Origin of the sequence: Variovorax sp. dw_308 (assembly GCF_019207085.1) — a bacterium.
Classification (GTDB): Bacteria; Pseudomonadota; Gammaproteobacteria; order Burkholderiales; family Burkholderiaceae_C; genus Variovorax.
In genome coordinates this window covers 645,655-670,232 of record NZ_JAATOM010000002.1, presented here as the reverse complement: position 1 = coordinate 670,232, position 24,578 = coordinate 645,655, and the positions used below count along the sequence as shown (strand labels likewise).

Annotated in this window: 26 protein-coding genes; 8 read left to right on the top strand and 18 right to left on the bottom strand. The window is 66.7% G+C overall.

Annotation, left to right across the window (positions count from 1 at the left end; all coding sequences use genetic code 11):
- The first annotated feature begins 6 nt into the window (after positions 1–6).
- The 6 genes from clpS (at position 7) to HCU76_RS06280 (ending at position 6,626) form a co-directional block, all read left to right on the top strand.
- On the top strand, positions 7–366 hold the full coding sequence (clpS, locus tag HCU76_RS06305; protein ID WP_213959357.1) for an ATP-dependent Clp protease adapter ClpS: 360 nt from the start codon (positions 7–9) through the stop codon (positions 364–366).
- Positions 367–420: 54 nt separating this feature from the next.
- Positions 421–2,742: an ATP-dependent Clp protease ATP-binding subunit ClpA gene (gene clpA, locus HCU76_RS06300; protein ID WP_213959356.1), complete on the top strand. Its 2,322-nt coding sequence runs from the start codon at positions 421–423 to the stop codon at positions 2,740–2,742.
- 80 nt (positions 2,743–2,822) lie between these two features.
- Positions 2,823–4,268 (top strand): cardiolipin synthase, encoded by a 1,446-nt coding sequence (cls, locus tag HCU76_RS06295; RefSeq protein ID WP_213959355.1) that lies wholly within the window; start codon positions 2,823–2,825, stop codon positions 4,266–4,268.
- A gap of 2 nt (positions 4,269–4,270) precedes the next feature.
- Entirely contained in the window at positions 4,271–5,710 is a 1,440-nt protein-coding gene (sbcB, locus tag HCU76_RS06290; RefSeq protein ID WP_213959354.1) for an exodeoxyribonuclease I, read from the top strand.
- A 92-nt stretch (positions 5,711–5,802) separates the two neighbouring features.
- Positions 5,803–6,108, top strand: coding sequence for a putative quinol monooxygenase (locus HCU76_RS06285; RefSeq protein ID WP_213959353.1), 306 nt, complete (start codon positions 5,803–5,805; stop codon positions 6,106–6,108).
- Between the two features lie 8 nt (positions 6,109–6,116).
- Positions 6,117–6,626, top strand: coding sequence for a GNAT family N-acetyltransferase (locus tag HCU76_RS06280; RefSeq protein ID WP_345944802.1), 510 nt, complete (start codon positions 6,117–6,119; stop codon positions 6,624–6,626).
- A 21-nt stretch (positions 6,627–6,647) separates the two neighbouring features.
- On the opposite strand, the gene HCU76_RS06275 is transcribed toward HCU76_RS06280, so the two are convergent.
- The 17 genes from HCU76_RS06275 to HCU76_RS06195 form a co-directional block, all read right to left on the bottom strand.
- On the bottom strand, positions 6,648–7,196 hold the full coding sequence (locus HCU76_RS06275) for a hypothetical protein (RefSeq protein ID WP_213959352.1): 549 nt from the start codon (positions 7,194–7,196) through the stop codon (positions 6,648–6,650).
- Positions 7,197–7,216: 20 nt separating this feature from the next.
- Positions 7,217–7,606, bottom strand: coding sequence for a VOC family protein (locus HCU76_RS06270; RefSeq protein ID WP_213959351.1), 390 nt, complete (start codon positions 7,604–7,606; stop codon positions 7,217–7,219).
- Positions 7,607–7,630: 24 nt separating this feature from the next.
- On the bottom strand, positions 7,631–8,074 hold the full coding sequence (locus tag HCU76_RS06265) for a VOC family protein (RefSeq protein WP_213959350.1): 444 nt from the start codon (positions 8,072–8,074) through the stop codon (positions 7,631–7,633).
- A gap of 13 nt (positions 8,075–8,087) precedes the next feature.
- Positions 8,088–9,365: an amidohydrolase family protein gene (locus HCU76_RS06260; protein ID WP_213959349.1), complete on the bottom strand. Its 1,278-nt coding sequence runs from the start codon at positions 9,363–9,365 to the stop codon at positions 8,088–8,090.
- A gap of 2 nt (positions 9,366–9,367) precedes the next feature.
- Positions 9,368–10,291, bottom strand: a complete 924-nt coding sequence (locus tag HCU76_RS06255) for an ABC transporter permease (protein ID WP_213959348.1) — start codon at positions 10,289–10,291, stop codon at positions 9,368–9,370.
- 7 nt (positions 10,292–10,298) lie between these two features.
- Positions 10,299–11,360 carry an ABC transporter permease gene (locus HCU76_RS06250; RefSeq protein ID WP_213959347.1) on the bottom strand — a complete coding sequence of 354 codons (1,062 nt, stop codon included), beginning with the start codon at positions 11,358–11,360 and terminating at the stop codon, positions 10,299–10,301.
- Positions 11,357–12,892: an ABC transporter ATP-binding protein gene (locus HCU76_RS06245; RefSeq protein WP_213959346.1), complete on the bottom strand. Its 1,536-nt coding sequence runs from the start codon at positions 12,890–12,892 to the stop codon at positions 11,357–11,359. The genes HCU76_RS06250 and HCU76_RS06245 overlap by 4 nt, the downstream gene beginning before the upstream one ends.
- A 4-nt stretch (positions 12,893–12,896) precedes the next feature.
- Positions 12,897–13,832, bottom strand: coding sequence for a 5'-methylthioadenosine/S-adenosylhomocysteine nucleosidase (locus tag HCU76_RS06240; RefSeq protein WP_213959345.1), 936 nt, complete (start codon positions 13,830–13,832; stop codon positions 12,897–12,899).
- A gap of 27 nt (positions 13,833–13,859) precedes the next feature.
- Positions 13,860–14,879 carry a BMP family protein gene (locus tag HCU76_RS06235; protein ID WP_213959344.1) on the bottom strand — a complete coding sequence of 340 codons (1,020 nt, stop codon included), beginning with the start codon at positions 14,877–14,879 and terminating at the stop codon, positions 13,860–13,862.
- Positions 14,880–14,918: 39 nt separating this feature from the next.
- The gene (locus HCU76_RS06230; RefSeq protein WP_213959343.1) at positions 14,919–15,620 is read right to left on the bottom strand and encodes a hypothetical protein; all 702 of its coding nucleotides are present in this window, start codon (positions 15,618–15,620) and stop codon (positions 14,919–14,921) included.
- Positions 15,621–16,250, bottom strand: coding sequence for a uracil phosphoribosyltransferase (gene upp / locus HCU76_RS06225; protein WP_213959342.1), 630 nt, complete (start codon positions 16,248–16,250; stop codon positions 15,621–15,623).
- 57 nt (positions 16,251–16,307) lie between these two features.
- The gene (locus tag HCU76_RS06220; RefSeq protein ID WP_213959341.1) at positions 16,308–17,663 is read right to left on the bottom strand and encodes a URC4/urg3 family protein; all 1,356 of its coding nucleotides are present in this window, start codon (positions 17,661–17,663) and stop codon (positions 16,308–16,310) included.
- Entirely contained in the window at positions 17,660–19,063 is a 1,404-nt protein-coding gene (locus HCU76_RS06215; protein ID WP_218628382.1) for a GTP cyclohydrolase II, read from the bottom strand. Before HCU76_RS06215 ends, HCU76_RS06220 begins: the two co-directional genes overlap by 4 nt.
- A 92-nt stretch (positions 19,064–19,155) precedes the next feature.
- Complete coding sequence (locus tag HCU76_RS06210; protein ID WP_213959340.1) at positions 19,156–19,638, bottom strand: DoxX family protein; 483 nt, start codon at positions 19,636–19,638, stop codon at positions 19,156–19,158.
- On the bottom strand, positions 19,635–20,390 hold the full coding sequence (locus HCU76_RS06205) for a DNA-binding domain-containing protein (protein WP_213959339.1): 756 nt from the start codon (positions 20,388–20,390) through the stop codon (positions 19,635–19,637). The genes HCU76_RS06210 and HCU76_RS06205 overlap by 4 nt, the downstream gene beginning before the upstream one ends.
- Positions 20,387–21,274, bottom strand: a complete 888-nt coding sequence (locus tag HCU76_RS06200) for a DUF692 domain-containing protein (protein WP_218508764.1) — start codon at positions 21,272–21,274, stop codon at positions 20,387–20,389. Before HCU76_RS06200 ends, HCU76_RS06205 begins: the two co-directional genes overlap by 4 nt.
- Positions 21,275–21,316: 42 nt before the next feature.
- Positions 21,317–21,619, bottom strand: coding sequence for a DUF2282 domain-containing protein (locus HCU76_RS06195; RefSeq protein ID WP_213959364.1), 303 nt, complete (start codon positions 21,617–21,619; stop codon positions 21,317–21,319).
- Positions 21,620–21,767: 148 nt separating this feature from the next.
- Between HCU76_RS06195 and HCU76_RS06190 the strand changes: the two genes are divergently transcribed.
- Together HCU76_RS06190 and HCU76_RS06185 are read left to right on the top strand one after the other, a co-directional pair.
- A complete protein-coding gene (locus HCU76_RS06190; RefSeq protein WP_213959337.1) occupies positions 21,768–22,349 on the top strand; it encodes a sigma-70 family RNA polymerase sigma factor in 582 nt (193 codons plus the stop codon).
- Positions 22,346–22,987: an NrsF family protein gene (locus tag HCU76_RS06185; protein ID WP_213959336.1), complete on the top strand. Its 642-nt coding sequence runs from the start codon at positions 22,346–22,348 to the stop codon at positions 22,985–22,987. The genes HCU76_RS06190 and HCU76_RS06185 overlap by 4 nt, the downstream gene beginning before the upstream one ends.
- A gap of 9 nt (positions 22,988–22,996) precedes the next feature.
- Here the strand turns inward: HCU76_RS06185 and HCU76_RS06180 are convergent, their stop codons facing one another.
- Positions 22,997–24,514 carry a helicase HerA-like domain-containing protein gene (locus HCU76_RS06180; RefSeq protein WP_213959335.1) on the bottom strand — a complete coding sequence of 506 codons (1,518 nt, stop codon included), beginning with the start codon at positions 24,512–24,514 and terminating at the stop codon, positions 22,997–22,999.
- Positions 24,515–24,578 lie beyond the last annotated feature (64 nt).

The window sequence follows — 24,578 nt, the reverse complement described above, 5'->3', positions numbered from 1 at the left end:
ATTTTCATGGCAACCAGAATCCCCTCGACTCCGAAAACGCCCCCGGTGCGCAAGCCGGCGCGCGACGACGGCGACGCGGTCGTCCTGGAGCGGCGCCCGCAGAAAACCGCACCACCGCAGATGTACCAGGTGGTGATGCTGAACGACGACTACACGCCGATGGAGTTCGTGATCGTCGTCATCCAGGAATTCTTCAACAAGGACCGGGAGACCGCGACCCAGATCATGCTCAAGATCCACCTCGATGGCCGGGGTGTGTGTGGCGTGTTCTCGCGTGACCTGGCGGCCACGAAGGTCAATCAGGTGATGGAAGCGGCGGCCCAGGCGGGCCACCCTTTGCAGTGTGTCAGCGAACCCGTTGAATAAATTGCAATCCAACCCATATCGAACATATTTACAGCAAGGCAAAAAGGAAATCACATGATTGCCCAAGAACTGGAAGTCAGCCTGCACATGGCCTTCGTGGAGGCCAGGCAGCAGCGCCACGAGTTCATCACCGTGGAACACCTGTTGCTCGCTTTGCTGGACAACCCAAGCGCCGCCGAGGTGCTGCGGGCCTGCTCTGCGAATGTCGACGACCTTCGGGCCTCGTTGACCAACTTCATCAAGGACAACACGCCGCAAGTGGCCGGGACGGATGACGTGGACACCCAGCCGACGCTGGGCTTCCAGCGCGTCATCCAGCGCGCCATCATGCATGTGCAGTCCACCGGCAACGGCAAGAAGGAAGTCACCGGCGCCAACGTGCTGGTCGCGATCTTTGGCGAGAAGGACTCGCACGCCGTGTACTACCTGCACCAACAAGGGGTGACGCGCCTCGATGTGGTGAACTTCATCGCCCACGGCATCAAGAAGAGCGATCCACCGGAAGCCGCCAAGGGCAGCAGCGAATCGTCCTCGAACGAGAGCGAAGAGGGCGGCGGTGAGAAGAACGAGAAGTCTTCGCCGCTGGAGCAGTTCACCCAGAACCTCAACCAGGCAGCCAAGGACGGCAAGATCGATCCGCTGATCGGGCGCGACTATGAAGTCGAGCGCGTGATCCAGATCCTGTGCCGCCGGCGCAAGAACAACCCGTTGTTGGTCGGCGAGGCCGGCGTGGGCAAGACGGCGATCGCCGAGGGCCTGGCCTGGCGCATCACGCAGGGCGAAGTGCCGGAAATCCTGGCCGAGTCGAGTGTGTTCTCGCTGGACATGGGCGCGCTGCTGGCCGGCACCAAGTACCGCGGCGACTTCGAGCAGCGCCTGAAGGGCGTGCTCAAGTCGCTGAAGGACAAGCCGAACGCGATCCTGTTCATCGACGAGATCCACACACTGATCGGCGCCGGCGCAGCCTCGGGCGGCACGCTGGACGCATCGAACCTGCTGAAGCCGGCGCTTTCGAGCGGCGCGCTGAAGTGCATCGGTGCGACGACGTTCACCGAATACCGCGGCATCTTCGAGAAGGACGCGGCCTTGTCGCGGCGCTTCCAGAAGGTCGATGTGGGCGAGCCGACCGTGCAGGAGACGGTCGACATCCTGAAGGGACTGAAGTCGCGCTTCGAAGAGCACCATGGCGTGAAGTACGCGCTAGCCGCGTTGCAGGCCGCCGCCGAGTTGAGCGCCAAGTACATCAACGACCGGCACCTGCCCGACAAGGCGATCGACGTGATCGACGAGGCTGGTGCGGCCCAGCGCATCCTTCCGCCGAACAAGCGCAAGAAGACCATCAGCAAGACCGAGGTCGAGGACATCGTCGCGAAGATCGCGCGCATTCCCCCGGCCAATGTCAGCAACGACGATCGCGGCAAGCTGCAGACCATCGAACGCGACCTCAAGAGCGTGGTGTTCGGTCAGGACAAGGCACTCGAAGTGCTGGCCTCCGCGGTCAAGATGGCGCGCTCGGGCCTCGGCCGTGCGGACAAGCCAATCGGCTCGTTCCTGTTCAGCGGCCCCACGGGCGTCGGCAAGACCGAAGCGGCGAAGCAGTTGGCCTACATCATGGGCATCGAGCTGATCCGCTTCGACATGTCGGAGTACATGGAGCGCCATGCGGTGAGCCGGTTGATCGGCGCGCCTCCGGGTTACGTCGGTTTCGACCAGGGCGGCCTGCTGACCGAAGCGATCACGAAGAAGCCGCACGCCGTGCTGCTGCTCGATGAAATCGAGAAGGCGCACCCGGACATCTTCAACGTGCTGCTGCAGGTCATGGACCATGGCACGCTGACCGACAACAACGGACGCAAGGCCGACTTCCGCAACGTGATCATCGTGATGACCACCAATGCGGGCGCCGAGACCATGAACAAGGCGACCATCGGCTTCACCAACCCGCGTCAGCAGGGCGATGAAATGGCCGATATCAAGCGCCTGTTCACGCCGGAGTTCCGCAACCGCCTCGACGCGATGGTGAGCTTCAAGGCGCTGGACGAGCAGATCATCCTGCGCGTGGTCGACAAGTTCCTGCTGCAACTCGAGCAGCAACTCGCCGAGAAGAAGGTCGACGTCACCTTCACCGACACGCTGCGCAAGCACCTGGCGAAGAAGGGCTTCGATCCGCTGATGGGCGCTCGCCCGATGCAGCGCCTGATCCAGGACACGATCCGTCGCGCGCTGGCCGACGAGTTGCTGTTCGGACGCCTGATCGACGGGGGCCGCCTCACGGTGGACCTCGATGACAAGGAAGAAGTGCAGCTCGACATCGTTCCGCTGCCGAAGAAGGAAGGCAAGTCCAAGCCCGAGGCTGAGGAAGCGGCGACCGGCTGATACGATCCCTGCGCTCGGACCCAAGGTCGGTAGCATTCGCTCCCGACCTTTTTTCTTTGCCAAACCCGCTTCCTGCCGCCTTGAACTTCCCCGCACTCAGCCACGAATGGAAAACAGGCCTCTCGCTGGCCTGGAGCGGCTATATCGCGGTGTTGTCGGTGTGGATCGTGATGCAGAAGCGGGCGCCGGTGTCGACGTTGGGGTGGATCCTGTCGCTGGCGTTCATCCCCTTCGGCGGCTTTCTCATCTACTACTTCCTGGGGCCGCAGCGGCTGCGGAAGCAGCGGATCAAGCGCTTGCGCAGCCGGGTCAGCTCCCACAGCACAGGCGACCTGGCACGGCTCGGACAGTCCCTGGAAGCGGCGCCGCCGGCGTTGCGGCAAATGGCGGCGCTCGGCACAGCCGCGTGCGGCCTGCCGGTTTCAAGCGCCCAGTCCGTCGAACTGCTTTCTGGCGGCGCGCAGGCATTCGACGCGATGTTCGAAGCCATCGCCGCGGCGCGTCATCATGTGCATCTCGAGTACTACATCTTCGAGCCCGACCGCATCGGCACCGCGTTGCGCGACCTGCTGATTCGCAAGGCGAAGGAGGGCGTGGCGGTGCGATTGCTGCTGGACGCGCTGGGCTCCAAGCGGGTCGGGCGAAAGTTCATGGCGCCGATGCACGAGGCGGGCATCCATGTGGCGTTGTTCCACGACACGCGCATCGGCCGACGCCTGCGTCCGGTGACCAACTACCGCACCCACCGCAAGATCGTGGTGTGCGACGGGGTGGTGGGCTTTACCGGCGGCGTCAACATCACGGATGCGGAGGACAGGCGCACGCGCCCCGACGCCTATCACGATGTTCACGTGCGCATCGAGGGCACGGCGGTGCGCTGGCTGCAGATCACGTTCATCGAGGACTGGACCTATGCCACTGGCCAGCATTTGCGGCAGCTCCACGAAAAGCTCGCCAACCTGATGCCCGAGGTCGCGCCTGGCGACATCCCGGTTCAGATCGTCACCAGCGGGCCGGACAACTCGCTCGAGGCGATTCACCGCGTACACCTGTCGGCGATCAACTCGTCGATGCACCGCGCCTGGCTCACCACGCCTTATTTCGTGCCGGGCGAGCCGGCGCTGATGGCGCTCACCAGCGCGGCTTTGCGCGGCGTGGATGTGCGAGTGCTGGTGCCGCGTCGCAGCGATTCGCTGATCGTGAGCGCTGCCGCCCGGTCGTACTTCGACGAGTTGCTGGCCGCGGGCGTGAAGGTCTGGGAATACAAGGAGCGCATGCTGCATTCGAAGACGCTGGTGGTGGATGACAACTGCGCGATGGTGGGCACCGCCAACTTCGACAATCGCAGCTTCCGCCTCAACTACGAGGTGATGGCGGTGGTCTACGGCCCGGCACTGCTCAAGCCCCTGGCGGCGCAATTCGAGACCGACCTGCTCAGTTCCTCGCCCGTGCGCAGCCTGCGCCACCAGGCCTTCTGGAGGCGCCTCGGCGAGGCCACGGCGCGATTGTTTTCACCTCTTCTTTGACCATGGCCCACACCTTTCTCTGGCACGACTACGAAACCTTCGGGGCCAACGTCCGCCGCGACCGCCCGGCGCAGTTCGCGGGCATCCGCACCGATGCCGAACTCAACGAGATCGGCGAACCGCTGATGCTTTACTGCAAGCCGGCGCCGGACTTCCTGCCGAGCCCGGAAGCCTGCCTGATCACCGGCATCACGCCTCAGATGTGCCTCGCGCGCGGCATTGCCGAGAACCAGTTCGCCGCACAGATCGAACGGGTGTTCTCGGAGCCCGGCACCATCGGCGTGGGCTACAACACGATCCGCTTCGATGACGAAATCACGCGCTTCATGTTCTGGCGCAACCTGATCGACCCTTATGCGCGCGAGTGGCAGAACGACTGCGGTCGCTGGGACTTGCTCGATGTGGTGCGGCTGACCTACGCCTTGCGCCCGGACGGCATCCAGTGGCCGTTGAAGGAGGATGGGCGGCCCAGCTTCAAGCTGGAAGACCTGGCGCGCGCGAATGGACTCGTGCACGAGGCGGCGCACGATGCGCTTTCCGATGTGCGCGCCACCATCGCGCTGGCGCGGCTGATCCGCGCGAGGCAACCGCGTCTTTTCGATTTCGCGCTGCGCCTCCACAAGAAGGACCAGGTCGCTGCCGAACTGGGCTTTCCGGCCACGCGGGAGACTGCGCGGCCGTTCCTGCATGTCTCGGGCATGTTCCCGGTGGAGCGGGGTTGCCTGGCCGTGATGTGGCCGCTGGCGAGCCACCCGACCAACAAGAACGAGCTGCTGGCCTGGGACCTGGCCCATGACCCGAGCGAGTTGCCGCTGATCGACGTGGCTACCTTGCGCCAGCGCCTGTTCTCGCGCACAGCCGACTTGCCGGAAGGCATGAGCCGGCTGCCGGTGAAGTCGATCCACCTGAACAAGTCGCCAATGGTGGTTGGAAATCGCAAGACGCTCGTGCCGGAGATGGCTCAGCGCTGGCAGATCGACATGGACCAGGCCATGCGCCATGCCGAGATTGCCGCTGCGCTGCCCGACATGAGCGCGATCTGGCCGGAAGTCTTCAAGCGCCCGGCCGAGGGCAAGCGCGATGTCGACGAGGACCTGTACGGCGGCTTCGTCGGCAATGCCGACCGGCGTCGACTGAACCAGTTGCGCAGCCTCCAGGGCGCCGAACTCGCCCATGCGCGGACGGGCTTCGACGATGCGCGGCTGGAGGAACTGCTGTTCCGCTACCGGGCGCGCAATTTCGCGGAGACGCTCGATGCCGATGAGAGCGGGCGCTGGGAGGCGCATCGGGCGGCGAAGCTGATCGAAGGCGAGGGCGGGGCGCTCAACGTCGACCAGTTCTTTGCCGAGATCGACACGCTCGCGGCGACGGCCGATGAGCGGGCCGAGGCTATCCTCGGCGAGTTGTATGAATATGCGGAAGCCATTGCGCCTGAGCACTAGAAGGTGTGAATCCGCGGCGCCCTCGCTACGAAATCTTCATACCTTCCTGGCCGACGCCTTGCCCAAGAACCCCTTGTACGGAGACAAGCAACGTGATCCTCGTGACTGGCGCCATCGTCGCAAACGCCGCGACATTCGATGAAGTCCTCAGGCTGAGCAGCGAGCATGTGCAGCGCTCGCGTGCCGAGCCCGGCTGCATTTCGCACGCGGTGTTCCGGGATACCGTGAACCCGTGGCGGCTGGTGTTCTTTGAGCAATGGGCCGATGCCACGGCGCTGAAGGCGCACTTCGTGGTGCCCGCATCGCGCGCCTTTGCCAAGGCTGTCGGCGCGCTGGCAGCCGAGTTGCCGACCATCCAGATCTACGACGCCGAGATCGTCGAACCTGCCAGGCTGTGAGCACACCGGTGATCAGGCGGCTGGTTCCATCGGATGCGCCGGCCTATCGGGCGTTGATGCTCGACGGCTACGCGCGCCACCCGGATGCCTTCACGTCCAGCGTGGGCGAGCGCGCGGCCTTGCCGATGTCATGGTGGGAGGCCCGCCTGTCGGTCGAGCCGGCGGCCCGGGAGATGGTATTCGGCGCGTTCGAAGGCGGCGCGCTTGCCGGGGTGGCCGGCTTGTCTTTCGAGGCGCGGGAGAAGGCGCGGCACAAGGCGGATTTCTTCGGCATGTACGTGGCGCCGGCGTTTCGCAAGCATGGCCTGGGCGCCCGGATCGTCGAGGCGGCGCTCGATGTGGCGCGCGAGCGCGCAGGTGTCAGGCTGGTGCAGCTCACCGTGACCGAGGGCAATGCCTCGGCGCAGGCGCTCTATGAACGCTTCGGCTTCGTGAGCTTCGGGCTGGAGCCGATGGCGGTGGCGGTGGAGGGCGGCTTCGTGTCGAAGGTCCACATGTGGCTGCTGCTGTCGCGATGAAGCGCGCGAAAGCGCAAGGCCTCACTCCACGATGAACGTGGTCTTCAACGGCAGCGCCGTGCCGCTCAGCTTGTCCTTCAGGGAGACCCGAACCGTCCAGGTGCCACTCGGATCCGAGGGCTCGCTGGTGATCCCGAGCACCGGCTCGGAGAGGTACATGCTGCTGCGCCCGCCCCGGGGAGTGCCTTGGAAGCAGGCGACGCTGCGCTGAACGAGGCTTCGCCCGTCCGGCCCGGTGACGTTCAGGTCGCAACTGACATCGGCCCGGCCATCCGCGCCGACCTCGGGATTGCCGAGGAACACGAGGACGAACAGCGGCTTGCCCTTGGGCACCTTTTTCGCCTGCGTGAACACGGGCCCCACGATCGAGGGCCTCTCCCATTTCTCCTCCCAGTCCGCATCCGGCGTGACGACGACCCAGCCGCCAAGGCCATTGACCGTGCGCCTGGATTCGGTCTGGGGCACGGGCTTGCCGTAGCGGTCCTTCCAGATACCGTCCTGGGCCATCGCCCAAGCCGGGATGGCCGCGAGGGCGAGGACGCAGAGGATCGAGGCGGGGCGTTGCTTCATCGTCATCGTCGTCGCGGCGGTCAATGGGCCTGGATGTCTTCGTGCAGGCAGAGGATGTTGCCCTCGGTGTCGAGGAACCATGCCGCCTTCTCGGAACCCAGTACGCAGACATGTTCGACGGTCTTGAAGTCGGGGTAGTCGTAGTCCTCGAACACCACGCCGGCGCGCTTCAGTCCGGCGATGGCGCTGGCGATGTCCTCGACCTGGAAGCTCAGCGTGGTGTGGTCGGCTTTGGTGCCGCCCTCCTTGGGGAACAAGGCCAAGGTGGTGCCGCCGCAGCGGTAGGTGAACTTGCCGTCAGGCCTCAGTCCCTCGGGCTTGAGTCCCAGCCGGCCTTCGTAGAACTGCCGGGCGCGGTCCAGATCCTTGACCGGCAACATCGTTGTCACGGGAGCATCGTTCAGGAGCATGGCATTCCCCTTGGTTTGCGGCGCTCATTCTGCGCTTTTGCCAGTGCGAATGGCAGCCGGCGCCGTCGAAGGTGGACCCTTGAGTTCGATGGTGTTGCCTTCGGGGTCGGCGAGATAGACAGAAGGGCCTTCGCCCTCCGCGCCGTAGCGCGACTCGAGCGCACCCGCCTCGACGCCGTGCCTGAGGAGGTGGCTGCGTATCGCTGTTTCGTCGAAGGGCTCGACTCGCAAGCAGAAGTGGTCGAGGTTGCGTGCCTCCCTTCCCGGCGCTGCGCCCCCGGCGCGACCGAGTTCACCGTCGACGGGCACCAGGTCGATGAGCGAGCGGCCTGCGCGCAACTGGACGAGGCCGATCTTGTCCTGGCGCTTTTCCACCGTGCATCCGAGTGCCTCGCAATAGAAGCGAAGCATCCTCTCGAGGTCGACCACGCGCAGGACGAGGTGGTCGATTTCGCGAATCCGGATCATGGTGGAAGGGAGTCTATTGCGATGTCATGAAGGCCGTGCTCGGCGGCCTCCCCGCGACATGCAGCGCGGCCGTGGCGGCGGGCGACTCGGCCAGCAGCCTGCCTCGGCGGTAGACCTTGAGCCGCGTCGCGCGCAAGCGGATGGCTTCCACCGGATCGCGTGCCTGCAGCAGCACGAAGCTGGCATCGCATCCCGCGGCGATACCGTACTTCGGCAAGCCAAAGACCTTTGCCGCGTTGATCGTCACTGCGTCGAAGCATTGCTTGATGCCGGCCTGGCTGGTCATCTGCGCCACGTGCAGGCCCATGTGCGCAACCTCCAGCATGTCGCCCGAGCCCATGCCGTACCAGGGGTCCATCACGCAGTCGTGGCCGAAGGCGACGTTGACGCCGGCGGCCATCAGCTCGGGCACGCGCGTCATGCCGCGGCGCTTGGGGTAGTTGTCGTGCCGGCCCTGCAGCGTGATGTTGATGAGCGGATTGGCGATCACGCTGACGCCGGCCTCGGCGATCAGCGGCAGCAGCTTGCTCACGTAGTAGTTGTCCATGCTGTGCATCGACGTGCAGTGCGAGCCGGTGACGCGGCCCTGCAGGCCGAGGCGCTGGGCCTCGAAGGCCAGCGTCTCGATGTGGCGCGAGTGCGGGTCGTCCGATTCGTCGCAGTGCATGTCGACCCGCTTGCCGCGCTCGGCGGCGAGTTCGCACAGGAGCTTCACGCTGGCGGCGCCGTCGGCCATGGTGCGCTCGAAGTGCGGGATGCCACCGACCACGTCGACGCCCTTGTCGAGTGCGCGCTTCAGGCTGTCGACGCCGCCCTTCGCGCGCAGCACGCCGTCCTGCGGGAAGGCGACGAGTTGCAGGTCCAGGTAGGGCGCGACGCGGCGCTTGACTTCCAGCAGCGCGTCGACGGCGAGCAGGCTGGGATCGCTGGTGTCCACGTGCGTGCGGATGGCGAGCAGGCCCTTGGCCACGGCCCAGTCGCAGTACGCGAGTGCGCGCTCGATCAGGGCCTCCGCCGTCAGCAGCGGCTTGAGTTCGCCCCACAGCGCGATGCCTTCCAGCAGCGTGCCGCTCTGGTTGACGCGCGGCAGGCCGTAGCTCAGCGTGGCGTCCATGTGGAAGTGCGGGTCGATGAAAGGCGGCGTGACGAGCAGGCCCTGCGCATCGAGGGTCTTGTGCGCGGGCGCGGCCAGGCCTGGCGTGACTTCGGCGATGCGGCCGTCCTGCACGGCGATGGACATGCCGGTGCGGCCGTCGGGCAGGGTGGCGTTGGTGACGAGCAGGTCGAGCATGTCTATCTTTCTCCCTTTCGATAGGGCTTCATGAGTGCCTGCGGGTAGGCAGCCTTTCGTGCGACCAGCACCAGCGCAAGGATCGACAGCAGGTACGGCAGCATCAGGTAGAGCTGGTAGGGCAGCACCGCGTCGCCGGACTGCTGGAGGCGCAATTGCAGCGCATCGAAGAAGGCGAACAGCAGCGCGCCGAGCAGCGCCTTGCCCGGCCGCCAGGAGGCGAACACCACCAGCGCCACGCAGATCCAGCCGCGGCCGTTGACCATGTTGAAGAAGAAGGCGTTGAACGCGGAAAGCGTCAGGAAGGAACCCGCGATGCCCATCAGCGCCGAGCCGGCCACGATGGCGCCGGTGCGCGTGCCGACCACCGACACGCCCTGGCCTTCGGCCGCCTGCGGGTTCTCGCCGACCATGCGCACCGCCAGGCCGAGCGGCGTGCGATACAGCACCCAGCCGATCACCGGCACCAGCAGCAGCGCGAGCAAGGTGAGCGCGGTTTGCGCGTTGAGCACGGGAATCGGCAGCCAGTCCATCGGCGCGAAGGGCTTGATGGTCGGCGGTGTGTTCACCTTCGGAAAGCTCACGCGATAGCCGTAGTAGCTGAGCGATGTCGCCAGCAGCGTGATCCCCAGCCCCGACACGTGCTGCGACAGCGCGAGCCCCACCGTGAGCCAGGCATGCAACAGCCCGAACACCGCACCGGTCATCGCGGCCACGCCCACGCCGACCCACAGCGGCTGACCCGCATACACGGCGAGCCAGCCGGTGAAGGCGCCGGCCACCATGATCCCTTCGATGCCCAGGTTGAGCACCCCCGCGCGCTCGCAGAGCAGCACCCCCAGCGTGCCGAAGATCAGCGGCGTGGCGATGCGCAGCACCGCGACCCAGAAGGCCGGGTTGGCAAGGATGTCGAGCAGGTCGGTCATGGGCTCGTCATTTCCACCGCACCCGGTATTGCGCCAGCAGCATCGCCACCAGCACCGAGATGAGCGATGTCGCGACGATCACGTCGGCGATGTAGGTCGGCACGCTGACCGCGCGGCTCATGCTGTCGGCGCCGACCAGCACGCCGGCGACGAACACGCTGGCGCCCATCACGCCCAACGGATGCAGTCCGGCCAGCATGGCGATGACGATGCCGCTGTAGCCGTAGCCGGGCGACATGTCGAGCGTCACGTAGCTGGTGCGGCCCGCCACTTCGATGGCGCCGGCGAGTCCCGCCAGCGCGCCGGAGAGCAGCGCGACGGCCACCACGGTGCGCGTGGTGCCGACGCCCGCGAATGCGGCGGCGCGGGGATTGGCGCCGACTGCACGGATGTCGAAGCCGAGCACCGTGTGCTTGAGCAGCGCCCACATGGCGACCGACAACGCCATCGCCCACAGCAGGCCGGTGTGGACGCGCGTCTGCGCGATCAGCTTGCCCAGCTCCAGGTCGCCCTGCAGCGCCACGCTCTGCGGCCAGCCCATCGCGCTCGGGTCCTTCATCGGCCCGTCCAGCAGCGCGCCCACGCCCAGCAGCACGATGAAGTTGAAGAGCAGCGTGGTCACCACTTCGTCGACGCCGAGCTTCGCCTTCATGAGCGCCGGGCCCAGCAGCAGCGCGGCGCCGGCGATCGCTGCCGCGGCCATCATCAGTGGGAACAGGATCCAGGGGGAGACTTCGAAGCCCGTGCCGCCGTGCATCCCGCCGACCGCGATCGCGGCCAGCGCACCGGCGTACAACTGGCCCTCCGCGCCGATGTTGAAAAGGCGCGCCCTGAAGGCCACGGCTGCCGACAGGCCGGTGAGCGTTAAGGGGATCGCACGCGTGAGCGTCTCGCTCCATGCGAACACGGACCCGAAACCGCCTTGCAGCAGCAGCGCGTAAGTCCGCGTGACCGGTTGGCCCGCCCACAGCACCAGCAATGCCGTGACCGCGAGCGTGAAAAGCACAGCGCCGAAGGGCGCGAACACCATTGCGGCGCGCGAGACGGCAGGGCGCTTCTCGAGCCTCATGACGGCAGGCCCGCTTCAACATGCACACCGGCCATCGCCAGCCCAATGGATTCGCGCGTCCAGCCCTCCGCCGGCCGCGCGTCGCCGAGCGTGCCGCCGTGCATCACGGCGATGCGGTCGCCCAGCACCATCACTTCGTCGAGATCGTCCGAGATCACCAGCACTGCCGCACCCGCGTCGCGCGCAGCGACGAGTTGCTGGTGCACATAGGCCACCGCGCCGATGTCGAGGCCCCAGGTGGGCTGGTGCGCGACGATCAGTTTCGGCGTGGCAACCGCGCCGTCGGGCGCCAGCAGCGCGCGCCCCAGGATGAGCTTCTGCATGTTGCCGCCCGACAGCGAACGCGCTGTCGCATCGAGCCCGCCGCCGCGCACGTCGAAGGCCTTGACGATGCGCTGGGCCTGGGTGCGTGCAGCGGCGCGACGCACGATCGGTCCCTGTCGGAATGCAGGGCCGCGCAGGCGCTCGGAGACGGCGTTCTCCCACAGCGGCAAGTCACCGATGACGCCCACGGCGTGCCGGTCCTCGGGAATGCGCGCGACGCCCTGTTCGACCAGCAGCGCGGGCGAGGCGCGCAAGAGCTGGCCCAGCAGTTCGACCGTGCCCGCGGTCGCGCGGCGCGTGCCGCACAGCAGTTCCGCCAGCGCCACCTGGCCATTGCCCGAGACGCCCGCGACTGCAACGATCTCGCCCGCATGCAGCGTCAGCGAGACGCCGCGCAAAGCGTCGCGCGCGTCGCCGCCGGATTGCACATCGCGCAGCACGCACACCGACTCGCCGATGCGGCTGGCCGGATGTCGTTCGGGCGGCTTGACCGCATGCCCGACCATCGCGTTTGCCAACTGCGCCTGCGTCGCGCCGGCAGCCGGCATCTCGGCCACCAGCTTGCCGCCGCGCAGCACGGCGATGCGGTGCGAGACACGCAGCACTTCGCCGAGTTTGTGGCTGATGAAGATGATCGACAGGCCCTGCGCCACCATCTGCGCCAGGGTGTCGAACAGCGCCTCGCTCTCCTGCGGCGTGAGGACGGCGGTCGGCTCGTCGAGGATCAGGATGCGGGCGCCGCGATACAAGGCCTTGAGGATCTCCACGCGCTGCCGCTCGCCGACCGAGAGCGAGCCGACGCGGGCTTCGGGCACGACTGGCAGCCCGAAGCGCTGCGCCACCTCGAGCAGCCTGCCGCGTGCCGCGGACTTGCGCGTGAACGGCTGCCACAGCGGTTCGCTTCCCATCATCACGTTGTCCAGCACGCTGAGGTTGTCGGCCAGCGTGAAGTGCTGGTGCACCATGCCGATGCCGGCGGCCAGCGCGGCCTTCGGGTTCCCCGGCGCAAGCGGTTCGCCGAACACCTCGATATCGCCTTCGTCCGCGCGGTAGTGGCCGAACAGGATCGACATCAGCGTGGACTTGCCCGCGCCGTTCTCGCCGAGCAGCGCCAGCACCTCGCCGCGATCGAGGGTCAGCGAAATGGCATCGTTGGCGACCAGCGTGCCGAAGCGCTTGGTGATTCTGTGGAGACGGAGGACCGTCACAGTCCTATTTCCAGGCGCCGAGGAATGCCAGGAGCACCTTGGCCGAGTTGTCCGCCGCAATGCCCATGAAGGTGCCCATCTCGTTTTCTTCCGCGCCGCCGCCGGCCAGGTCGCTCAGCGAGCGGAACGCGATGTAGGGTACGGCGTTGCTGTACGCGACCATGCCGACCGCGGCCGTCTCCATGTCGAGCACGTTGGCCTGGAAGGTCTTGTACGTGTATTCGCGGTAGGCCTTGTTGTCCATGAAGGCCTGGCCGGAGACGCCGTTGCCGCCGACCCGCAGTTGCGGCTTGCGTGCGAGGCACTTGCCGGCACTGCAGCTGGCCAGGTCGACGTCGCGAAGGCTGCGCGCCACGTCGAGCATCTTCGGGTCGGCCTCGAACCAGAATTTCGGCGTCACCTTGGGGTTGGCTGCGGTGCGCGTTTCGACCGGGCGCGGATGCATCATGCCGAAGGCGGGCAACGTGGCGTCCTTCATCCACGGCGGCGCGCTGAACTTGCCCGTCGCGGTCTCGCGCGCCATCAGGACCTCGAGGTATTGGCCCCATTGCGCCGGCACGGTCACGTCGCCGATATGCAGGTCAGGGTTCACGCCGCCGGCAATGCCGCTGAACACGATGCGCTCGACGTTGAAGCGGTCGAGCACCAGTTGCGTGTTCATCGTCGCATTGGTCATGCTGATGCCCGACTGAAACAGCACGACCGGCTTGCCTTGCAGCGTGCCGGTCGTGAACTCGACACCGTTGACGCTGTACTTGACGGGCGACTGCACCTGCTTCAGCAACAGCGACAGCTCGGGCTCGAAGGCAGACAGCACCGCGATGCGCGGCGTACCGTCGAGCCGCGTGCTGCCCGCCGGCATGCCAACGCAGCCCGCGAGCGCCGCAGCAAGGACCGCGGCCGCGCCGACGCGACGAATGACGTGGTTGCTGCCGCGCATGCCGCCGTGCTTCCGCTTGCCGTTCGCCTACTTCGCAGTGGACTTGGGTTGGCTGTCGTCGACCTTGACGCTGAACTTGCCGCCGAGGATGTCCGCCTCCCTGGCCTTGACCTTGGTCACGATATCGGCCGGTACCTTACTTGCGAAAGTGCCCAGCGGCGCGAGCTCCGAGCCCTTGTGCTTCATCATCGAATACGGGCCGTAGTCCTCGGCGACGAACTTGCCTTCCTTCGCGAGCTTGATGGCGCGGTCCGCCGAGGGCTCGAAATTCCACAGCGCGGAGGCGACCACCGTGTCGGGGTACTGCGCCTGGGTGTCGATCACGTTGCCGATCGCGAGCTTGCCTTTTTCCTTGGCCGCGTCGCTCACGCCGAAGCGCTCCGCATACATTACGTCCGCACCCTTGTCGATCATCGCGAAAGCGGCTTCCTTGGCCTTGGGCGGGTCGAACCAGCTGTTGATGAAGCTCACGCTGAACTCGACCTTCGGATTGGTTTCCTTCGCGCCGGCCATGAACGCATTCATCAGGCGGTTGACTTCGGGGATCGGGAAGCCGCCGACCATGCCGATCTTGTTCGACTTGGTCATGCCGCCGGCGATCATGCCGGTGAGGTAGGCCGGCTCCTGGATGAAGTTGTCGAACACGCTCAGGTTGGGCGCCTGCGGCTTGCCCGACGAGCCGAGCAGGAAGTACGTCTTCGGGAAGTCCTTGGCCACCTTGCGGGCCGCGGCTTCCACCGCGAAGGCCTCGCCCACGATGAGCTGGTTTCCGCCGGTCGCGTACTCGCGCATCACGCGTTCGTAGTCGGCATTGGTGACGTTCTCGCTGGCCTTGTATTCGATCTCGCCGCGCGCCTCGGCCGCCTTCAGCGCCTTGTGCAGGCGGCTGACCCATTGCTGCTCGAAGGGCACGGTGTAGACGCCGGCCACCTTGAGCTTGGCGCCTTGCGCCAGCGCAAGGCCGGGCAGGGCGCCTGCGCCGAGAACGGCCGCGATGGCGGCGGAACGGATGATCAGGGCACGACGTTTCTGGCTCGGCACGGACATGGCGGTTTCTCCTCGTTGATGCAGTTGCGGAAAGAGGCTTCAGGCGGCAGCGGCCACCGGCGCCAGCAGCCGCTTCATCGGCATGCCGCGCACAAAACACCAGTAGTCGACGAAGGTGCTCGACGCATGGATGCGGTGGATTTCGGCGCAGCGGCCCAACGTGAACCAGTCGTGCAGCGCGGATTCGATGGCAGGCCGCGCGCGATCGTCGTCGTGTTCGGGGCGTTGCAACTCGCTGCGGATCACCGCGCGAGAAAGGCCAGGCAGTTCGGTATCGCTGGCAAGGAAGACATTCCCTTTTTCTGTCAGAGCATTGACCTCTGCGGTCGCGCGCGCGAGGTCGCAGTCGATCTCGGGGTGGTGCGTGCGCACATGGACGCCGATGGTGCCCGGCGGTACCGGCTGGCCACCTTCGCGCAACTGAAGCTTGCTCGGAAGGTTCCCGGTGATGACTTCGCCGCTCCAATGCCAGTGCCAGTCTTCCAGTTCATCGGGCGCGACGCCTTCATGGTTGGGATAGTGCCCCGTCGTGCCAAGGCGTGCCGGGTCGATGTTCGGGAACAGCCAGACGTAGTCGCCACCCTTCGTGTCCACGAGGTCCAGCGCCTCGGGGTTGCGGAAAAGGTCGTCGGGTCGAAGTTCGCCGGTCGCGCGCCAGCGAAGCGGGCGGCCCGACACCTGCGCCGCCCACGCGGCATTCATGCAGTTGCCGATGCCCCCGCGCGCTTCGATGGCCTTCAATTACTTGGTCCCGAAGATCCGGTCGCCGGCATCCCCCAGCCCTGGCAGGATGTAGCCATGGCTGTTGAGTTCGCGGTCGATCGCGGCGGTGTAGATGGGCACGTCGGGGTGGTTGTCCTGCATCGTCTTCACGCCTTCGGGGCAGGTCAGCAGGCAGACGAACTTGATCGACTTGGGGTTCAGTTCCTTCAAGCGGTCGACTGCGGCCACAGCCGAGTTGCCGGTGGCCAGCATCGGGTCCACCACCACGATGTCGCGGTTCTCCATCTCGCCGGGCATCTTGAAGTAGTACTCCACCGCGGTCAGCGTCTTCGGGTCGCGATACAGGCCGATGTGGCCGACGCGCGCGCCGGGCACCACGCTCAGCATGCCGTCCAGGATGCCGGTGCCGGCCCGCAGGATGGAGACGAACACCAGCTTCTTGCCATCGATGACCTTGGCCGTCATGGTTTCCAGCGGCGTCTCGATCTCGATCTCCTGCATCGCCATGTCGCGCGTGACCTCGTAGGCCATCAGCATGCTGATCTCGTTCAGCAAGCGGCGGAAGCTGTTGGTGGACGCATCCTTGCGACGCATCAAGGTGAGTTTGTGCTGGACCAGCGGGTGGTCGATCAGGTGGACGTTGCTCATGATCGGGAAGATGTTGACGTTGAGGAACCCGCGAGACTAGCAGTTGAAGGCGCAGTACTAAAAAACGGTGCCATCGCTTTCGATGCGAAGGGGAGGCGAACCGTCACGCAAGCGTTGTGCCAGTGCGCGGCCGGCCGCCCAGGTGCCGCCCTCCAGCACGCAGGCCAGCGGCAATTCGTCGATGCCACGGCCCAGCACATGGCGCACGCGCTCCGCCACTTCGTCGAGCAGGGCGACGGTGAGGGCGCGCCATTCGACGATGAACTCGTCATGCACCTGCCAGCTGCGCTCCAGCAGCGCCGGGCTGCGCGGGACGATCATCCCGCTGTCGATCAAGAGGCCGCCGTTGCGGTATTCGGGCAGGCCGGTCAACTGGTCGAGTCCGCTGACGCGCACGCCGGCCCATTCGAAGGGTTCGAGCAGTGAATAGGTGAGCCACTGCGACAGCTTGTGAAAGGGCATCCAGCCGTTGGTCAGGCCGGGCCCGGTCACGGCACTGTGGCGCCAGCAATCGCCCAGCGCAAAGGCCGGGTCGCCGGAAGCGATGCCGCCGGGCATGTCGCTGCCATCCGCCGCGATGCTGTCCACCGCATTGGCGGCCGGCCAGATGCCCGACAGCGTGTCGAGCAACAGGGTCAGGATCTCGTGCGCCGTCACCTCGGCCGTGGGCGGAACCGCCGGTCCGTAGGGCCCGACCAGCGCATCGAACAGGCCGCCAGGTCGACCGTCCTCGCCGAACACTTCGGGCTGCGCCGCCAGTGCTTCACCCAGGCGGCGCAACAACATTGCGCGACCCCCAAGCCCTACCAGCGGATTGCTCGTGCTCACCTGGAACGCGTCGCCGAGCCGGTCGGTCACGAGGCCGCGCAACCCGGCTGCATCGGCGCGCAACGGGTGCGCCGGGTCGGACGAGAACAGCCCGCTCGTGAAAGCATGGAAGCTCGCGACGCCGAGTCCTTCGGAGCGCGAGAAGCGCTGGCCGTTGGACGATTCGATGTAGTGCCAGTCCGGGCCGGCGCCTGCGTCCAGCAGCACGCTGACCAGCACCAGGTCGATGCGTGCGCGGGCACGCTCGCGTTCATGCACGTCGGGGCCCAGCAGGTCGTCGAGTTCCTTGAGCCGGTTGACGCCGCCCGCCTCGAAATGGCGCCAGCGGCTGTGGTACGGGATCGGCCCCCAGGTGTAGCGGTCGCGCGTGACCTCGGCGACGATGCGGGCGGTGTCGTCCATCTTCGCGTCGTCGCCGATGGTGAACCACTGCGATTCGCCGCGACGCGCACGGGCCAGCAGCGCGCGGGCCCGGCCACGCACCTCGGTCGTCGAGCGAAGGTACGCGGCGGCGCCTGCGGGATGGGCGGTGTCGGCGGTCAGCTCGGTCGCGGGATCGACCGGTCGGTGGGTCCCCTCGCTCATTCCGACAGACCCCGGCCCTTGGCCTTCTTCAGTTCCTCGGCATCGGGCACCGCACCGGGCGTGAAGTAGCCGGCGGCCATCTTGGCATCCATCTCGACGCGTGCGTCGGCAGGGATCAGCTCGTCGGGAATGTTCACACGCTCGCCGATCTCGATGCCCGAGCCGCTGATGGCGTCGAACTTCATGTTGCTCATCGACACCAGGCGGTGGATCTTCTTGATGCCGAGCCAATGGAACACGTCCGGCATCAGCTCCTGGAAGCGCATGTCCTGCACGCCGGCCACGCACTCGGTGCGGGCGAAATACTGGTCGGCCGTGTCGCCGCCGACCTGGCGCTTGCGCGCGTTGTAGACCAGGAACTTGGTGACTTCGCCGAGGGCCCGGCCTTCCTTGCGCGAGTAGGCGACCAGGCCGACGCCGCCGCGTTGCGCGCCCATGATGCATTCCTCGATCGCGTGCGTGAGGTAGGGGCGGCAGGTGCAGATGTCGGAGCCGAACACGTCCGAGCCGTTGCACTCGTCATGGATGCGTGCGGTGAGTTCGACCTCGGGGTTGGCCAGGTCGGCCGGGTTGCCGAAGATGTAGAGCGTCTGCCCGCCGATGGGTGGGAGGAACACTTCCAGGTCGGAGCGCGTGACCAGCTCCGGATACATGCCGCCCGTCTCCTCGAACAGCACGCGGCGCAGGTCCGCCTCCGAGCATCCGAAGCGCTTGGCCACCTCGGGCAGGAACCACACGGGTTCGATCGCGGCCTTGGTGACCACCGCCGCGCCGTTGGGCGTGAGGAACTTGCCGTCGGCCTTGAGGCGGCCCGATTGCAGCGCCTCGATCACCTCCGGCAGGATCACATGCGCCTTGGTGATGGCGATGGTCGGGCGGATGTCGTAGCCGGCCGCGAGTTCGTTGGCAAACACGTTGGCGATGGTCGCGCCCCAGGGGTCCAGCGAGACGATCCTGCCGGGCTCGCTCCACTGCGGATACGGGCCGATCACGTCGGTGGGCGAGGTGTTGGTGAGATCGGCCTTGTGCTGCGGATTGAGCGCGCCGGCTGCAACCGCCAGCGCGCGGTACACGCTGTACGAGCCGCTGTGCGTGCCGATCACGTTGCGGTGCGCGCGCTTGGTCGTCGTGCCGACCACCGGGCCACGCTCCGTGGCCGTGGCCGCCGCCCAGTGCAGGGGCAGGGCGCCGAAGCCGCCTGCATGCGAAGTCAGCCGTATGTGCCGTGGCGAGACGGCAGCAGTGGCAGAGGTGGCGGGGACGCCAGCGGCCGGAATGACAGGGGAAAGGGATACCGACGCCACCACGACTGTCGGCTCGGCGGCGTCGGCAGGGACTTGAGGGGGAGTCGTGGAGGTGGGCGTGGCGGAAGAAGAAGTCGAAGCGGTGTCTACAGACATTGCGGTCCCTCAAAAACAGCAATGTAGCGATCACCTCCGTGGCTGGCAAGCCGGCCCGTGGCGGGCATACGCCATCCGCCGTATCTTTGCCCTCAGTCGATCTTCAACAGCCGGTCCAGGGAGAAGCTGCCACCACCGCGCCCCACCAGGTAAAGCAGGATGGCTGCCCACGACAGATGCGTGGGCCAGGCATCGGGATAGACGAAGAGTTGGATGGTCAGCGTCATGCCGAGCAATGCAAGTGCCGAGAGCCGGGTGCACAGGCCGAGCACCAGCAGCACCGGGAACAGGTGCTCGGCGTAGGCGGCCAGGTGGGCCGCGATCTCGGGTGGCACCAGGGGCAGCTTGTATTCGCTGCGGAACAGTTCGTAGGCGCCATCGGTGATGTGAAGGAAGCCGTCGACCTTGGTGCGGCCCGACATGAAGAAGATCGCCGCGATGGACAGGCGGCCGGCAATCGCCAGTACGTCGTGCGTGACCAGTCGCTGCAGGCCTCGCGCGATGGCATTCCAGGCGCCACGCAGTCCTGCTGTCGTGGGTGCAACCGAGGCGGAGGAGGCGGAGGCGTGGTTCATGGTGTGCTTTCCAGAGTGGGAGAGACGACGAGGGCGCCGGCGTGCAGCAGTCCGGCAAGGAGGTCGGCAAGGTCGGCGTCGGGCTGGGCGGCGAGCGCTGCGGCTGCTGCGTCGCCAAGCGGCTTGCCTTCGGCGCAGGCATCGAGGAACGCGCAGACGGCCAGGGTCGCCTCGCGCCAGGTCACTGCGTCTTGCGGTCGCGTCAGCAACGCGCCTTCGGGCTGCCACTCGATCTCGGCCGTGTCGTCGCTCGCGCTGCGGTTGCGCTGCCAGATCGTGTAGATCGGTGCGTCCGGGAACCATTGCCAGCGCGCGGCGGGATGCGGCGCAACGCGCAGGCTGCCTAGCGCCTCGGGGCTCAGGCCCGCCAGCCAGGCGCCATCGATGGCGTTGGCATCGGCGGCCGTGTGCGCTTGCGTCCAGCAGTTATCCAGCCGCGCCACGCCGGGCAGGTAGGGCAAGCCGCTGGCGGGTTCGAAGGCGGCGAGGAAGTCTGCGAAGTCCGCGCCGTAGTCTTGCAAGCGGCCGTTGCGCGGTGGCCGCTCGACTACGTGGACCGCGGCCGCCGCGCGAAACCAGTCGCTGCCGACGAGCCGTGCCACGCTGGGGTAGTTGGCCTCCAGCGCGTCGATGCAGCCCTTCATCACCGTGTTGCGATAGACCGCGAACGCCGGTTGCGATGCCAGGCCGGTGGCGATGCCCGGGTCGAACAGAGTAGTGGCGAAGCCGGACTGGAAGTCTGCGAGCTTCACAGGGACACCTCCTCCGGCGTGCGAAGTCGCGGCAACGGGTCCGCAGACGATGCCGCCGCGTCAGCCGAATGAAGCTCGGCAGCTGCCCTGTGGCGCTCGGCGAGCAACTCGTCAAACGAGGGCACATTGCCGTCGCGCTCCAGCAAGGTCGGTCGCACGCCGATGCGCCCGACCAGCCGGCGATACAGCGCCCAGACTTCCGGCGCGACCGGCGCATCGTGCGAGTCGATGAGCAAGGCTTCGCCAAGCCGCGGGTCGTGGCTGTGGCCGGCCAGGTGAATCTCCATCACGGCGTCGCCAGGAAAGCGGTCGAGGTACGCCCCGGCGTCGAAGCCGAGGTTGCGTGCCGACACATGCACGTTGTTGACATCGAGCAGCAAGCCGCAACCGGTGCGCCGGGCCAACTCGGCGAGAAAGTCGATCTCGTCCCAATCGTGCCCGTCGATGTGCAGGTAGTGGGAGGGGTTCTCGATCGCGATGCGGCGGCCCAGCGCAACTTGCGTCTGCTCGATGTTCGCGACGATGCGGTGGAGCGCTTCGTTGCTGCGCGGAAACGGCAGCAAGTCGGGAAAGTAGTGGCCATCGAAGGCCGACCAGGCCAGGTGCTCGGACACCAGCGCCGGCTCGATGCGCCGCACCAGCGCGGCGAAGCGAGCCAGGTGATCGGCATCGGGGGGCGCAGCGCCTGCCAGCGAGAGCGAGACGCCGTGCAGCGCGACGGGATGCGCCGCGCGCACGGCTTCGAGCCAGCGCAGGCGTGGCCCGCCGGCCACCATGTAGTTCTCCGGATGCACCTCGAACCACAGGCCCTTGGCCGTGCAGTCGAGTGCCGCGTCGTAGTGCTCGGGCTTGAGACCCAGGCCGGCGGAAAGTGGAGAGGCCATGGTGCGTGTCGTGCGGCGGAATCAGGCGGAATCGGGCCGGGATCAGCTCTTGATCGGGGTCAGCGAGCCCATGCCCTTCGGCGTCTTGATGGTGGCGCAGGTGCCGGCCGGAACGTTCCTCCACGAGTTGCCTTGGTAGTCCATCTTGGACGTGCCGGCGCAGGTGGTGCCGGGACCGGCGGCGCAGTCGTTCTTGCCCGCCATGGAGACACCGAAGCACTTCTCCACGGTGGCCATCTTGTCGGTCATCTTGTCGCCCATCGGCTTGGTGTCCTGGGCCATGGCGGCGCCGGCGGCGAGTGCGCTGAGGGTGAGGGCGGTGATGGCAAGGGTACGGTTCATGATCGATTCGCTCCGAAAGGTAAGTTGAGGTTTGGAACCACGCCATCTGGCGCAGTCGTTTCTATTTCGCGGACTCTTGGGCGGGAGTTACAGCAGACGGCACAATTCGCCGAATTTCTTTTTCTCCACACGGCTGTAACCAACCGACCCGATGGCACGAATAACAGCTGGGAGCCTGGTGCAAGCGAATGAAGCCGAGACGATATTGCGCGGCTTGTTCCTGCGCGGCCTCGACGGCGACGCCGCGGCCTATCACCAGTTTCTCCAAAAACTCAGCGCGCACCTGCGTGCTTTTCTGGGCAAGCGCCTGTTTGGCTGGCCTGACGAAGTTGAAGATCTTGTTCAGGAATGCCTGCTCGCCATGCACAACCAGCGCCACACCTACCAGCCGGACCAGCCCCTGACGGCCTGGGTCCAGGCCATCGCGCGCTACAAGATGATCGACCTGCTGCGCGCCAAGTCGAGCCGCGAGGCCCTGCATGATCCTCTGGACGACGACCTTGCCGTGTTCGCCGATTCCGACACCGACGCCAGCGATGCCAGGCGCGACCTGGCAAGCCTGCTGGAAACCTTGCCGGACCGCCAGCGGCTGCCGATCGAGCACGTCAAGCTGCAGGGGCTTTCAGTGGCGGAGACGGCGGCGGCGACCGGCATGTCGGAGTCGGCGGTGAAGGTCGGCATCCATCGCGGACTGAAGGCACTGGCCGCCCGTATCAGGAGCAGCGCGTCATGAAGACCGACGACCTGGTTTCGCTGCTCGCGGCCGACACCTTGCCGGTGCCGCGGCGCGCTGCCTCCCGTCGCATCACGCTCGCGCTTGCCTTTGGCGTGCCGTTGGCGCTGCTGATCATGCAGATGGAATACGGCGTGCGGCGCGATCTGGTGCAAGTCATGTTCTGGCCGATGTTCTGGATGAAGCTGCTCGTGCCCATCACCATCGCGGTGGCGGGCTTCGTCGTGCTCCAGCGGTTGGCCCGGCCCGGCGCGAAGGTCGGCGCAAGCTGGCTCGGGGTGGCGGCCCCGGTGCTGATGCTGTGGGCCATGGCCATTGCAAGCTACCTGATGGCGCCGGAGGACCGTCGGTCCGACATGGTCTGGGGCCAGACCTGGCGCACCTGCGTGTTCAGCATCGCGGAGATCGCGCTGCCCGTGTTCGTCGCCGCGCTGGTCGCGTTGCGCAGCCTGGCGCCCACGCGGCCGGCATGGGCCGGAGCCTGCGCCGGCGCCATGTCCGGCGCGGCCGGGGCGGCGGTCTATGCACTGCACTGCCCCGAATTGACGGCGCCCTTCCTCGCGATCTGGTACGTGGCCGGGATGGCGCTGCCGGCGGCCGTGGGCGCCGCGCTCGGGCCGCGCATTCTCAGGTGGTGAAGGGGCTGGCTACCGCCCCTTCGACCCGAAGATTCCGCCGAGCACGCCGCGCAGGATTTCCTTGCCCACGCTGGTGCCGACCGTGCGCACCGCCGACTTGGCCATGGTCTGAACCAACCCGTCGTGCTTGCCGCCACGTGGGCCGGTGGTGCCGAACAGCAGGTCGTTCAGCCCGCCCATGAGCCCGCCCGAAGCGCCTGCCTGCGGGCTGCCGGGCGCACCTGCTGTCGCTGGCGGCGCGCCGGGCGCAGAAGCGGCACGGCCCTTCAGTTTTTCATAGGCCGATTCGCGGTCGACTGTCTTTTCGTAGACGCCCGCCACCAGCGAACCGGCAATCAGCGCCTGTCGTTGCACCGGCGTGATCGGGCCGAGCTGGCTGCCGGGCGGCACCACGAACACGCGTTCGGTCACGCTGGGGCGGCCCTTCTCGTCGAGCAGGCTCACCAGTGCTTCGCCCACGGCAAGTTCGGTGATGGCTGCTTCGATGTCGAGGCCGGGCTTCTGCCGCATCGTGGTCGCCGTGGCCTTGACCGCCTTCTGGTCCCGCGGCGTGAAGGCGCGCAGCGCATGCTGCACGCGGTTGCCCAGCTGGGCCAGCACGGAATCGGGAATGTCGAGGGGGTTCTGTGTCACGAAATACACGCCGACGCCCTTGGAGCGCACCAGCCGCACCACCAGTTCGATCCGCTCGACCAGGGCCTTGGGCGCCTCGTTGAACAGCAGGTGCGCCTCGTCGAAGAAGAAAGCCAGCTTCGGCTGCTCCGGGTCGCCGATCTCGGGCAGTTGCTCGAACAGCTCCGACAGCAGCCACAGCAGGAAAGTGGCGTACAGCCGTGGCGAATTCATGAGCTTGTCGGCCGCGAGGATGTTGATCACGCCCTTGCCGCCGACGGTCTGCATGAAGTCGGCGATGTTGAGCATCGGCTCGCCGAAGAACTTGTCGCCGCCCTGGGTCTCGATCTGCAGCAGCCCGCGCTGGATCGCGCCGACGCTGGCCGCGCTCACGTTGCCGTACTGGGTGGTGAACTGGCTCGCGTTCTCGCCGACGTACTGCAGCATGGCGCGCAGGTCCTTCAGGTCAAGCAGGAGCAGGCCGTTGTCGTCCGCGATCTTGAAGACCAGGTTCAAAACGCCCGCCTGCGTTTCATTGAGGTCGAGCATGCGCCCCAGCAGCAGCGGGCCCATGTCGGAAATGGTGGCCCGCACCGGGTGGCCCTGCTCGCCGAACACGTCCCACAGCGTGACGGGGCAGGCCAGCGGCGCTGGCAGGTCGAGGCCGCGCTCCTTCAGCACGCCGGCCAGCTTGCCGCCGATGGTGCCGGCCTGACTGATGCCTGTCAGGTCGCCCTTCACGTCGGCCAGGAACACCGGGACGCCGATGGATGAGAGCTTTTCGGCCATGGTTTGCAGGGTGACGGTCTTGCCGGTGCCGGTGGCGCCGGTGATCAGTCCGTGGCGGTTGGCCAGTGCGGGCAGCAGCAGGCACTCGGTCGTGGCGTGGCGGGCAATCAGCAGGGGTTCGGCCATGGGGTCTCCGGGGGCAGGTAGAAGCGTCAGTCTATCCAAGCAGACTCCTATAATTCCCGATCGC